Below are 13,136 nucleotides of genomic sequence, written 5' to 3'. Positions count from 1 at the left end.
TGAACTGACAAGCCATTGCATGTGTGCTCCCTCTCCCCATGCGGGGAGAGGGAGCACACCGCCGCAAGAGTTCAAGTCTCAACGAACCACTCAACGATGGCGCCCACCCAGAGGCGCCGTGCCCCCTGCGCCAAAGGAGACCACCATGGACGCGCGACAACTGGAAACCATCCAGAACCACCCCGATTTCATCCGGCTGACCAACGGGCGGACCCGCCTGGGCTGGTCGCTGACGCTGGTCATGCTGGCGATCTACTTCGGCTTTATCCTGCTGCTGGCGTTCTCGCCGGCCACGCTCGGCACACCGCTCGGCGCGGGTGTGATGACGGTGGGCATTCCCGTCGGCGTGGCGGTGATCGTCTCGGCCGTGCTGCTGACCGGGATCTACGTGTACCGGGCCAACCGCGACCTGGATCCGCTCAACGAACGCGTGCGCAAGGAGTGCCGGGCATGAAACCCGCCAACCGTTACCTGTGCGCGGCCCTGCTCGGGCTTGCCAGCATGGCCGCCGCGGCGGCCCCCGCCATCCAGGGCGATGCCGCGCCGCGGCCGCTGAACTGGAGCGCCATCGTGATGTTCCTGCTGTTCGTGCTGTTCACGCTCGGCATTACCCGATGGGCCGCGCGCCGCACGCGCTCGGCATCCGACTTCTATGCCGCCGGAGGCGGGCTGAGCGGCTTCCAGAACGGCCTGGCCATCGCCGGCGACATGGTCTCGGCTGCCTCCTTCCTCGGCATCTCCGCGATGATGTTCGACAAGGGCTATGACGGACTGATCTACGCGCTGGGCGTGGTGGCGGGCTGGCCGATCATCCTGTTCATCGTCGCCGAACGGCTGCGCAACCTTGGCCGCTATACCTTTGCCGACGTGGTGTCATACCGGCTGGCGCAGAAGCCGGTGCGGATCACCGCCGCCTGCGGCACGCTGACGGTGGTGATCATGTACCTGGTGGCGCAGATGGTCGGCGCCGGCAAGCTGATCGAGCTGCTGTTCGGCACCAGCTATGAGTCCGCCGTGGTGATCGTCGGCCTGTTGATGGTGCTGTATGTGATGTTCGGCGGCATGCTGGCCACCACCTGGGTGCAGATCATCAAGGCCGCGCTGCTGCTGGGCGGCGTGACCTTCATGGCGGTGATGGTGCTGGCGTACTTCGGCTTCAGCCCGGAAGCCATGTTCGCCGGCGCGGCGAAGGTGCATGACAAGGGGCTGGCGATCCTGTCTCCGGGCGGGCTGGTGTCCAATCCCATCGATGCGATCTCGCTGGGGGTGGGCATGATGTTCGGCACCGCGGGCCTGCCGCACATCCTGATGCGCTTCTTCACGGTGGCAGACGCCCGCGAGGCGCGCAAGTCCGTGCTCTACGCCACCGGCTTCATCGGCTACTTCTACGTGCTGATCCTGGTGGTGGGCTTCGGTGCGATCGTGATGGTGGGCGCGGATCCGGCCTACCGCGACGCGGCCGGCAAGATCATCGGCGGCAGCAATATGGTGGCGGTGCACCTGTCGCACGCGATCGGCGGCGATCTCTTCCTGGGCTTTATCTCGGCGGTGGCGTTCGCGACCATCCTCGCGGTGGTGGCGGGCCTGGCCCTGTCGGGCGCTTCCGCGGTCTCGCATGACCTGTACGCCAACGTGTTCCGCCGCGGGCAGGCCAACGAGAAGGACGAGATCCGGGTGTCCAAGGCGGCCACCCTGGTGATCGGCGTGCTGGCCATGGTGCTGGGCGTGATGTTCGAGAAGCAGAACATCGCCTTCCTGTCCGGCCTGGTGCTGGCGATCGCGGCCTCGGTCAACTTCCCGGTGCTGTTCCTGTCGATGTTCTGGAAAGGCCTGACCACGCGCGGCGCCGTGGCCGGCAGCCTGGCCGGGCTGGTGTCAGCGGTGGCGCTGCTGGTGCTGGGCCCGACGGTCTGGGTGGGCATCCTGCATCATGACAAGGCGATCTTCCCGTATGCCAACCCGGCGCTGTTCTCGATGACGCTGGCCTTCGCCAGCGCCTGGCTGGCGTCGGTGCTGGACCGCTCCACCCAGGCCAGCACCGAGCGCCAGCGCTATGGTGCGCAGTTCGTGCGTGCGATGACCGGGATCGGGGCTGCCGGGGCGAGCCAGCATTGATCCGGGGGGGCAGGGCCGCGTAGCAGCAACGCTATTCGGTCAGTGGTTTCTGCGGCAGCCGCGCCGGCGGGCGCGGCTCTTCCCCGGTAATGGCGGTGAACTCGCCGCGGGTAAGGTTCTGCTTGTCGCCATTCGACAGGTGCAGGACTGCATAGACGTCGCCTTCCTCCTCCGGCAACACCCGCACGCTGATAATGTGGTCGGGGTTGAGAAAGAAGCCCGGCCTCAGCTCGATAAGATGCCCGGGCATGCTCTGCTGAGGCGGCGGAGTCTTCGCCGCTCGCGCAGCGGAGCCGTGCCCTCGGCGTGGGAGGTCCGTGTTTTCATCAGGTGGGGGCTTCTTCTCCATTTGCCAACTCCTGCTATGGCCCGGGCACGGGCATTACTTCAACGGACCGTCATGCAGTCGCCGTCGCAAGCCGGCAGCTTCGGCAAGCAGCGTTCCGGCGGACCGGCCTCGTACGAGCACACCAGATAGGCACGGTGTACCACACCGGCGTCTTCCGGGAACAGGAAGTCGCCGATCACGACCGGTCGCTCGTCGCTCAGGTACGGGAACGGGTACTCGATCACACCATGGAAGAGGCACGGCCAATCCTCGCTGGCCACGCAGGTCAGGAAGAAGCGGTCGCAGCACGCTTCGCCGTCGTCCTCGCATGCGCAGTCGCGATCTGGCACGAACTCGATCTCATGGTTGCGCGCGCCGCTGCAGCCTTGGGCCTCGAACCACAGTTCGACGCGGCGCATGCGCACCGGCCGCTGGCCCGGCAGGTACGGGAACATGCCGCGGCTCATGCGCAGCGTGAGCGCACGCGTGCAGCCGGGCATTCCTGCCGCCGGCACGGCTGCCTTGAACCGCTGCCACGCATCGGCGAAGTCCTGCTTCCAGTCAAAGAAGCGCAGCCCCGCGCCGGGCAGCAGGCAGGACGCGGCGGCCCAGCTTGCCTTGCGCAGCAGCGCTCCGCCTTCGCGAGCGGTGTAGCTCAACTGGACGATCAGGTCGCTTACCGTGTCAATGTCGAACGCGTTGGTCTCGATGGGCAGCTCGATGCGCCAGCGGCTGACCGCCCCGGCGTATTCGAACGGCAGGTAGCGCTCGTCGCGGAAATTGAGCTCGAACAGCCCCGAGTCGTTCTGCCCGGTGGAAGTTGCGATCGCTTCGGTTGCGCCATAGCGCTTCACGATGCGCGGATCATCCCTGGTCGCCTCGTAGCGCCGGCGCTCGCAGCAGCCGCAGGTGCATTCGCCAGGGCAGCAGTCTTCGACGTCGAGCAGCGTGGGCTCGATGCGGGTCGCGCTGCTCAGCAGCGTCAGCTTGCAGTGCACGCCCGTGTAAGGGCCCACGACAGAGGGGATGGTCAGGCTGACGCTCTTGACGCGGCGCAGGTAGTGTCCGGGGTATTCGCGGTCGAGGCGCCATTCGGGAATCTCGATCTCGCACATGCCTGTCGCCTTCAGCTGCAGGAACGCGAGCGGAAAATCAATCCGCAGCGACAGCCGCGTCACCAGCTCCTGCTCGCGCCGGTTCTGGTCGTAGTACGCCTTTTCCATTGCGCGCAGCGACGTCGACAGCCGCTCGCCGGCCAGCAGGCCTTCGTGCAGACCGTCCCAGATATCCGGTGGCAGTTGCGTCTGCGTGGTCAGCTCGCGTTCCAGCTGGAACGCGCGTTGTGCCTGGCGTGCCCAGCACCAGGCGATCTCGAACATCTGGTGGTGCAGCGCCGCTGTCTCCTGCTGCAGGAACAGGTAGAGCGCGTGATTGGTGAACTTGTCGCGCAGGAAGTCCTGCAGCTCCGCCGCCTGCTGCTTCTGCTGCACCAGGTTGTTCAACTGGCGCAGCGCCACGCCGCGGCGCCGCTCGGCGCCAAGGATCTGCCGCTCGATCTGCTGGATCTCGATATCGAGCACCGTGACCTGGAGGATCCAGTCCGCCTCGCGACGGTCCCATCCACCCTCGGTCAGTGCCAGGCCGGCCTGCGTGCCGTTGATATCGGCAACCGTGTAGAGAATCCTGGCGGCCGCGGCGAACGCGTGGGCCAGCTTGGTGCCGATCGGCATCTGGAACACCGACACCGGGGTGGACGCGATCCCGGCAACGCCGGTCGTATTGTCCGGAATCAGGTTCATGACCTGGCCGACACCTTCCACGATGTTGCCGGCGGCGCGCGTGGTCATGGAAACGCCGGTCAGGTTCTGGTAGGCCTGCTCCTTCGGGATCAACCCATTCGCGATCAGGTCGCTGTAATATTGCCGCCGCGCCTGCGCCCCCTGCTTGGTCTTCTGCAGTGCCTGCACCTGCCAGTCCGCTTCGCGGAATTCCATGCGGCGGATCTCCTCGGTCAGGTTGAGGAGCTGGCGTTCGTGCGCGGCACGCATGGCCGCGAGGAACTCGGCATCCCCTTTCTCGAATGCGGCCTGCAGCTCGGCGCCAAACGTGCGGACCTCGTTCGCCGTCTCCACCGCGCGCTGGATGAGGAAGGGGAAGCGGTACGGGCTGGGCGGACAGCAGCAGCCGTCGTCGTCAAGGCAGTTCGCGGCCGCGGTCTTCCATCCGCGCCGCACCGGATTGTCGCCCCAATATGAGGTATCCAGATTGGGGACGCCGCCCGCCAGCCGCGCCTTCGTCAGGCAGCGGTGCAGGGCGTCCAGCTGGTCGGCGACGCGGTCGTAGATCTCCATCAGGCGCGGGTTGAGCGGGGCGAACCGCGGGATAAACGCGGTTACCGTCTGCGCTTTGGCGCCATCATCCTGGCCGAAGATCGTGCGCGGCCGCTCGCCGAGGAATCTCGAGAGCGTGTCGAGGCGCAGCCGCGCCATGGCGTAGCCCTCGGGGGAATGCCGGCACATTGCCGCCTGCGCATGCTGAAGCAGCGTCTCGAGATACGCCAGGACGACGCTTCGCTGCCGGGACGCAAGCTCCGTCCTCACCAGTGTGTCGCAGCACGGATCCTGGCCGGTGCGCATGCGACCGCGCGTCGACGCCGCCGCGCGCGGGGTCGATGCTGCGGCAATGCCGCGGCCAGCGGGCTGTGGGGGATTGGCCGGGGTATTCGGATTTGGCTCGTTCGAGCCACCGGGAACGTTGGTCCCGGGGATCGTCCCGGTCGACGGCGGCTGCGGCGTGCGGCAGGTCGCCCAGCGCAGGTCCTTGTCGCCAGGCGCGAAGTAGAGCTCGTACCATTTCAGGGCTGCCTCGAAGCGGCAGTGGGCGCGCAGCGTTCCGGCGACCGTCATCGCGGTCGAGTAGAGCGAAGGCTCAAGCGGGGCGCCGGAGGTGAAATAGACGAAGAACGGATATGCCTGCAGCAATGGAGCGAGCGGTGCCGGCGCCAGGGGCGTCGCGATCACCTCGGGCGTTACGACGGCGGTATCCGGCGTAATGTCGTAGCGGAAGCCCCACGGCGACGGGTCCGTATGGCCCGGCGGGAGCGCTGCCGCGTTCGTGATCCGGAACCGAAGGGAGTCAACCTCGCGGCCCAGGAATTCGAGCTGTGGCTCGCCGCCGGCAGGATTGACATGCGCGCCGTCGTCGGTGATGCGCGGGGTCTGGAATTCTCCGTTATGCACGCGGCACCATGCGAGCTTCACCATCGGCCGCGGCGGCCAGGCCAGCAGCTGCGGCAGGCGGTCACGGCGATGCCAGTCCGAGGTCATGTCGGGCGGCACGACACCCCAGTCCGGGTCCTGGAACAAGGATGGATCGGCGGGATTCAGAACACCCGGATCGTAGTACTCGGAGTTCACCAGCCAGAAGTAGTACTCGTCCATGACCGGCGCATGCACGCGTCCGCACTCGGCACAGCACACCGAGCCCGACGTCTCCGGCAGCATGAACGCCGACGTGGCGGGCGGCTCCCCGGCAGCGGCAATGCGCAGGAACCGCGTGCCGAGGCGGACCGCCGCCTGCAGCCAGAGCGGAAGCTGCGGAGACTCAGCGCCGGGCGGTGTTCCTGTGGACGCGTTGGCAGGCACCGTAGCGGCGAGCATGCCGCGAGCGGCCCCCGGGACATTGTTCGTCGTGCCCGGGGTCGGGCCGGCAGACAGCTGGAGCTGCGACGGCGCCAGCCAGCTGGGTCTCGCGTGGCGCTCGGGCCGCCCCATCAGCCCGAGGTTCTCGGGCTGCGGCACCTGCTTCAGATGCGACGGGTCGCGATGCTGCAGCGCGGTCAGTGACGGATGGGCCGGCCAGTAGGGTCCGGGCCAGTACTCCATGCCGCCGGGTTGCGGCGCGGTCAAGGTGGCGCGCCGCAATTCGGATTCGAGGAAGCGGAACGCTTCGGCCTGGAGCGCGCGTTCGTGCTCGGTCCACTCGACGTAGTTCTCCTGGTACAGCGTGCGGCGGCGGCAGGCCTGCCAGATGTGGAAGGTCACAAAAAGCCTGTCCCATGCCGACGCAAACGCCGGGGTCACCACGAAGGTCGGCTCCTGCGCCAGGCGTGCGCGTTCCACGAACGACTGCACCGCCGTAACCGCCTCTTCAATGCGGCTGATCTTCTGGCAAATGCCAGCATCGACGTCGACCAGCAACAACGCGCTGAGATCCTTCGCCGACGTCGCGAACCCGCCTGGCACAAACGGAAGCGGGACCCGGTTCATTCCGGTGAGATACGCGACCAGCGCGGTGCGTCCCCGCTCGCGCAGCAGGTTGTTGAGGTGCTCGATGTCGGCGTAACGCAGCGGGTTGCCGCGCTCGATCATGCCGTCGCGGTAGAACCTTGTCAGGTTCGCGTTGCCGCTGGCCATTGCCGCCGGCGCGCTCGCTGCCCAGGCATCGGGCTGTGCCTGGGCGAGGTCGCGCGGAACGAACGCCTTCAGCAGCCGCCTCACCCACGACGCGGCATGCCAGACGCGGATTGCCCAGCGATCGTCCGACAGCCTCGCCCAATCGACGGATACGCCGTCGTGGAATTCGAGGACAAGCGCGGCATGATCCATGTCGACGCCAAGGTCCATCAGCAGCGGCACGGGATCGGCGGGCTGCTGGTTCGACGCCTCGACGAAGCAGAGCCACGCGAGGCGCTCAGCCCGTTGCTGGACCGCCCGCCGCATCACCGTGTAGTCATGGACGCGCTCGAACCAGTCGAAGAGCGCCTGCCGGCGCTTGACCGACGGCGTCGCGCGCTGGTCGAGCGGCGCCGGTGGCTTGCGCTCCGGATCGCCATTGTAGGTGTCGCCAACCGGCAGGAAATTGAAGTCCAGATACGCGCGGTGCGATGTATACGGGGTGCCGGGAACGTAGGTGAAGCCGGCAAACAGGCCTGGCGACGACAGCATGTACTCGGCCTCGGAAACGTTTGCCCGCGCCACCAGGCGTGCCGACAGTCGCAGCCGGTGGCAGAACAGCAGCGCCTTGAATGCGCGCTGGTAGGTGCGGCGGATGTCGCGCAGGCTGCTGGTGTACTGCAGGGCCAGATACGCCTTTGCCGACGGCACCGCCGCCTGCGCGCTGGTCAGCTCACCCGGTGAGACATCGCGATACAGGCGCTCGGCCGGCAGCTCCGCAATGCAGTCATCGGTGTCCGGGCCCTGGTACTTCACCGTGAAGCCGGTGCGGGCGCGCGCCAGCTCCTGCTTCTCGTCGAACTCGGGTGGCGATTCCTCGAAGTCGATATCGATGAAGTAGGCGCCGCGCTTCAGATGCAGCGGGCCGGACGCACGGTCCGCCGCCGGCTCGTCCGCCCAACCGTAGTTCAGCAGTCGGAACGTCTTCTGGCCGCGCCGCAGATTGACGCGCCATTTGTTGTGGCTGCACGCCTCGAAATCGGGCGCATCGCAGTCCGGTGCCGGTGCGCCGGCGAAGAATGTGTACGTGCCCGATGTCTCGACGATGAGCACGCCGGTCCAGCGTGCGGTGTAGCCTTCGGCGCCCGCCAGCGGCTGCCCGTCTGACTCGCGGATCGCCAGGCCGTTGCGCAATACGGCGAACTTCAGTGCCGCCGGCGGCAGCGTGAAATCCAGGTCCGGCACGACCCCGGGAAGCGGCGCATTCCAGGCGTTGCCCGCCTGCGAGAACGCCGTCATCGGTCCGCGCAGTTCGGGCCATGAACTCCCGCTCGCGCCTTTCACCTCGCCGAGCAGTCCGGTGCCGGTAAGGCCGGTCAGGGCGGCAAAGGCACCGCCCGCTGGCAACGGCCATGAGAAGCTGGCGGGCGGCTTGCCGTTATCCTGCTCCCACGCCGACGCTGCCTTGTTCTCGTCGCCGAGCAGGCGGCGGAGGATCAGCCACGCCAGATCGGCTTCCGCGTCGGTGCCGTCGGAGGCGTAGCCCACATGTGCGGCAAGGTGCTCCGCGACGATGTGCGCGCGGCGTGAGAACTCCACGAACGCGCAGCGGAAGTATTCCCAGCGCCGGGTCTCATCCGCTTCCTGGACCAGCGCTTGTTCAGCGGCGGCGAGGCTGGGGAACAGGAACGAGAACCGCGCGAGCTCGGCACGCGGGGCGAAGTACAATTGTTGCACCGCCTTGCGCTCGGCGTCCGTCAACTGTTCGATCGCATTGAGCTTGAACAGCACGTCCTGGTCGAGAAGCGGCAGGGACGTCGCCAATTCCTTGGCGACGGCATCGTACTGGAACGGTCCGGGATGCGGGTGGTTCCACATGCTCGCGACGGTGGCCCCGAGGGCTGAGCGATACTGGCGCGCCTGCGGACTGACCGGAAATCCCGCGTCAGCAAGCATTCCTGGGAAGAAATGCTCCCCAAGCTCGCGCAGCGGATCGGTGCCCGGCGCAGGCTCGTACCCGAAGTCGGTCCGCATCGCGGTGACGAGAGCGGTCCAGGTCAGCGCGGCGATTTCCTCTTCCGTTGCGTGGACGTCCAGCAGCTTGCGCCGCAGGCACCACAGGTCGTGCGGATGCCCTTCCTCCGGGAAGTCGAACGGCTGATCGAGCGCTTCATTCTTGTCCTGCTGGCAGAAGGGATCGTCGCCGTCGAGATGCTGGTCGACCGAGAACAGGTACAGCAGCTCGCCGGTGGTGAACCACGAGCCATAGACCTTGGCCAGGATTTCCGTGAAGCGCAGGGTGCCCGACGGTTGTGCATTCCACGGCCTCGCGACCGGATCGAAGCCGCTCAGCAGCGACAGCGTGTCGAGGTTGTCGCGCAGGATCTTGATGAACTCGGGCGGACGATGGCGGCGGTGGCTGCCCGGACGCCGGCCGGGCGCGTGCTCGCGCTCGGCGCGGTCCTCGATACGCCCGAGCAGATGGTCCACGGCCCAGTCGAACGACGCGGCGGGCGCGGCGGCCCACAGGCCAAGCAGGCGTGTGCGAGCCGATCCGGTTGCGTCCGGTGCCGCGTCCGGGTCGGTGCCCAGCGCGAGCCGCCAGTCGTCTCGCAGGATCTGGAAGGCGGCCAGCTGGCGGATGAACACCGGGTTGACGTTCGCACCCTGGAACAGGCCGAGCACCAGACTGATGTCGCGCAGATCCGCAAAGCTGTAGCCCGCGCCGGGCAGGCACCTGAGCGATCGCCACAGGCGGATGAAGACGATCAGCCGCCGCAGCGCATCTTCAGGCGCCTGCGGATTGACGAACTGGATGACGAGATCTTCCGGGCAGCACGGTTCGCAATCCGGGAATCCGGCATTCGGCGTCGTCCCCGTGGCGCCCGTGGTCCGCCCGGCAGCGGTCCCTGACGCGGCCGGTTGCCGTTCAAACTCGACAAACCTGGCTTTCCAAAGCTCGAGGAACTCGCAGTAATCCAGCCCTGTGCGCCTGAGGAACTCCGGCACATGCACGACGATCGACTTCCAGTCGACCCCGTTGATCGTGGCCGACGGGAAGCCGTACATCTTGAGCAGGTCGGCCGGGCCGATTGGATCGACGTACAGCGTCTGGTACTCGTCCGGGGACAGGCGCAGGTACTCGATTGCCAGCTCGATCCGCACCGGATACCGCCACAGATGCTTCTGGAAGTCCGCCGCCTCCTGCTTCGCGTCGATCGCGAACTCGGTGATCTCTTCGCGGAACGCGCGCATGGTCGCGAACCGCGACGTTCCCATGCCGCACAGGTAAGTGCGCGAAATGTCGAGCGGCTGCGAGTAGGGCAGCAGCGGCGAGGAAAAATCGCCGGCGAGCTTCACATAGGCGCCGGGCTTCTTCACTGGCGTTGCCGGCGTCGAATGCTCCGGCAGCGCGGCGAACAGGGTATTCGGCGCGTGCCCGGTGCCGTCGTCCGCGTCGGCAGGTCTTAGCGCGTGCCCGCCCAGCGTCGTGGCGCTGGTGTCATAGACGACGCCAGGAGCGCCGTTGTCGGCGAGGTCCTCGAGGTTCTCATTGACGATATCGATCAGCGGCAGCGTGGTGTGGACGTTTGCGGCGGTGGCGTGAAGGCTGCCGAGCGCACCACGGCGCGGCGCGACCAGGTCGGCGAGCGTGGCGCCGGTTGCCGCCGGATGCTCGCATGTGGCGCCGATGCCGGTCGCGAGCAGATCCTGCAGATACGTCACCGGCCCGAGCGGCGACAGGTGCCATGGCGGGATGCAGTTGATGAGCGATCCGTCCGGATTGACTGGCGTGAACGGACCGGGAAGCGCCGGCGGTGCAGCGCCCGTCGCGCCGCCGGCCGCGGCCTGGATTGCCGCGGCAAATGGATAGGCCACCGTTCCCGTCAGCGCGTACTCGAACTCGGCGGCTGACAGCGCCTGGATTTGCGCCCGCGAGGTGAATCCGCGCGCGTAGAGCGCTTCGAGCAAGGAGAACTGCAGCGCCGCCGGCCCGACACCGGTGGTCGCGCGCAGCAGCTCGTCGATGGTCTTGAGCGCGTCAAGCAGCCACGCCTGCGCGGCCGCATCGCTGGGGAACACGGCCTGCAGCGCGTTCACGATGGCGGGCGCGCCCCAGTTCGCCACCGGAAATGCAAAGCCGGGGGCGGCCGCGAGGAACGCAGCGAAGGGATCGCCGGCGGCGAGCGGAATCGACTGCGCGTTTGCGATCGCGCCCACAGACGGCGCCGGCGCGATCGACAGCACTTCAAAATACTTCCGCAACTGGCGGATGAACGCCTCGACCCGCTCCGCGGGCGTGCCAGGGTTGGTGAAGTCCGGAAGCAGGCCAACGTTGGCGGGGAGGAAGAAGGCGTGCCACTGCTGGACCGTGCGTGCCTTGAGCTGGGCCACGTTGGCGACCGGGATGCCCTTGATCGCGGCGATCAGCGCGGCCGATGCCGGCGTGACCGCAGTCTGCTGCGTGATGACGGCGAGCACCAGGTCGAGGTGCCCGGGTACCAGCGCGGCCGGGAACGGGCTCGGTTGCCAGAACGGGTCGATCGACGGCACCATCTGGGCCAGCCATGCCGTGACCAGCGCGTTCACGTTGGCGTTGAGCGGACAGAGCGGGGCGCGCTGCACGCGGCCCCGGCCGATTGCGGCGAGCCGGCGCGCCGCGTTTTCGGGCGTCGTGGCCGGGGCGGCGATGATATTGGCGTCCAGCGCGGCCTTGATGGACGCAACGATGCGCGATTCGTCATCGTCGGTGGCCATCCGGTAGCGCTCCTGGGCGGTGACGTTCGTCGCCAGGACCGCCGAGAGCGCATAGAAGTATTCGGCAGGAACCTGGAAATCCAGGACCAGCCCGCCATCGTTCACGATCACGACGTCTGCCCGACGGAACGTTGCGCCCGGGGCCGGCGGAGGGCCGGGTTCCACCGGGAAGCGCAGGCCAACGCGTCCGGGGTTCGCGCTCTGCTGTCCGGACCACACCGCGGCTGACGCGGCGAAGACGTACTGCGCCAGGCGATCCGCGTTGGCGTTCTGTAGTGCGTAATACCCGAGCAGGCTGGCTTCATACTGCTTCCGGTCCATGTCCGCCTTGTCGCGCTCGTCGGCGCTCCACGACGTGTCGGTCGGCGGGCGCGTATACATGTCCTCGAGCCGGCGGTTGTTCGGCCGCTCAGGCGGAGGCGCGATCTGGCGGTTCCAGATGATCTCGCGCGAGACCTGGCGCGACTGCGCCGCGGTCAGCGGGCTCCGGTTAGCGAGCGTGGCGCCGCCGCCCGGGTCCTGCGCCAGCACCTTGTTGATCGCATTGCGCAGCGGCACGAACTTGGGCGGCGTGCCGTCGGGCGGCAGCTCAACGAAGGCGGCATTCGGATCGAGCGCGACCGCGGGGTCCGGCAGCGTCAGCACGACCGCGGGGGGATCGACGCCGATGTAGGTCAGCGGATTGTTCGAGAGCGGTGCGTTCGGCTCGACCTTCACGTTGAAGTCGAGCCGCTCGTAGGCAACGAGTTGCGTGCCCTGCTTGATCTCGAGGCGCAGATCGGTCGTGTTGAACTCCGCCGCGGGCGGGTTCAGCTCGATGATCGCCGTCGCCACCGCTTCAAGGCGTACGTCCGGGAATGGCGGGGCGGGCAATGGGTTCACCTGCACCGGATATACGGAGAAGTGCTGCACGATCCGCTGGTTGGCGGGATTGAATGCCGGGCCAACCGCATTGATGCCCGTATTCGGGATCCAGGCGCCCTGTGCCTGCGCGACCAGCGTGCCATCGGTGGAGTTGCCGAACGACAGGTCGAACGCACGAATCGTCAGGTTGTTGAGATAGCTCGTGAAACTGGCGCCGCTGGTCGGCTTCATTGGCACGAGGCGGACGAGGATGACTTGTGGCATGACGCATTCCCCCTATAACACTTCACCGATCCGCGTGTTCCGCAGAACGTCACGGCGAAGCCGTATTCGTTTGGGGCCCGGAGCCCCACAGCATTTGCCAAGCGCGGTCGACCAGAGGCACAGCAAGGCGCTCAGCAAGGGCCCTGAGTTGATGTAGTGGGCTTGGAGGGGGAGGCCAGACCGCTATCGCCGGACCCAGACTAAAGTCCGGCAGTTCGTTTGATGGTCCAGCAAACGGATCAACGAGGCCTGCCTTGGGGATGTTGCCCGGTTCAGAACCAATGAAAGTCTTGCCCGGTCCTATGCCGATGCCTGTCCCCTCGGGCAGCCAGGTGAGCAGCGCGCCCGGCAGCAGGATGGAGAAAAAGTCCATCGGGCCGATAAAGAACTCGCGAGGAACTGGTTTCATACAT

Annotated in this window: 5 protein-coding genes; 2 read left to right on the top strand and 3 right to left on the bottom strand. The window is 67.1% G+C overall.

What is annotated here, in order from left to right; all coding sequences use genetic code 11:
* The first annotated feature begins 145 nt into the window (after positions 1-145).
* A complete protein-coding gene (locus tag AC3WQZ_RS17500; protein WP_010809327.1) occupies positions 146-454 on the top strand; it encodes a DUF485 domain-containing protein in 309 nt (102 codons plus the stop codon).
* Complete coding sequence (locus AC3WQZ_RS17495; protein WP_010809328.1) at positions 451-2,115, top strand: cation acetate symporter; 1,665 nt, start codon at positions 451-453, stop codon at positions 2,113-2,115. The genes AC3WQZ_RS17500 and AC3WQZ_RS17495 overlap by 4 nt, the downstream gene beginning before the upstream one ends.
* 31 nt (positions 2,116-2,146) lie before the next feature.
* On the opposite strand, the gene AC3WQZ_RS17490 is transcribed toward AC3WQZ_RS17495, so the two are convergent.
* The 3 genes from AC3WQZ_RS17490 to AC3WQZ_RS17480 are packed head-to-tail and all read right to left on the bottom strand — an operon-like array spanning position 2,147 to position 13,132.
* The gene (locus tag AC3WQZ_RS17490; protein WP_011617180.1) at positions 2,147-2,464 is read right to left on the bottom strand and encodes a hypothetical protein; all 318 of its coding nucleotides are present in this window, start codon (positions 2,462-2,464) and stop codon (positions 2,147-2,149) included.
* 38 nt (positions 2,465-2,502) lie between these two features.
* Positions 2,503-12,723: a Tc toxin subunit A-related protein gene (locus AC3WQZ_RS17485; protein ID WP_492300939.1), complete on the bottom strand. Its 10,221-nt coding sequence runs from the start codon at positions 12,721-12,723 to the stop codon at positions 2,503-2,505.
* Positions 12,724-12,772: 49 nt separating this feature from the next.
* Positions 12,773-13,132, bottom strand: a complete 360-nt coding sequence (locus AC3WQZ_RS17480; protein WP_143010648.1) for a hypothetical protein — start codon at positions 13,130-13,132, stop codon at positions 12,773-12,775.
* Between the last annotated feature and the right edge of the window lie 4 nt (positions 13,133-13,136).

The sequence above is a fragment of the Cupriavidus sp. FW305-26 genome (genome assembly GCF_058787975.1).
The sequence above is the reverse complement of the archived record's forward strand: the minus strand, read 5'-3'. Positions and strand labels throughout refer to the sequence as shown.

What these genes read in the sequence shown, in the direction of transcription:
- AC3WQZ_RS17500 (WP_010809327.1), top strand. Translation starts at nt 146, where the DNA reads ATGGACGCGCGACAACTGGAAACCATCCAGAACCACCCCGATTTCATC.
- AC3WQZ_RS17495 (WP_010809328.1), top strand. Translation starts at nt 451, where the DNA reads ATGAAACCCGCCAACCGTTACCTGTGCGCGGCCCTGCTCGGGCTTGCC.
- AC3WQZ_RS17490 (WP_011617180.1), bottom strand. Translation starts at nt 2,464, where the DNA reads ATGGAGAAGAAGCCCCCACCTGATGAAAACACGGACCTCCCACGCCGA.
- AC3WQZ_RS17485 (WP_492300939.1), bottom strand. Translation starts at nt 12,723, where the DNA reads ATGCCACAAGTCATCCTCGTCCGCCTCGTGCCAATGAAGCCGACCAGC.
- AC3WQZ_RS17480 (WP_143010648.1), bottom strand. Translation starts at nt 13,132, where the DNA reads ATGAAACCAGTTCCTCGCGAGTTCTTTATCGGCCCGATGGACTTTTTC.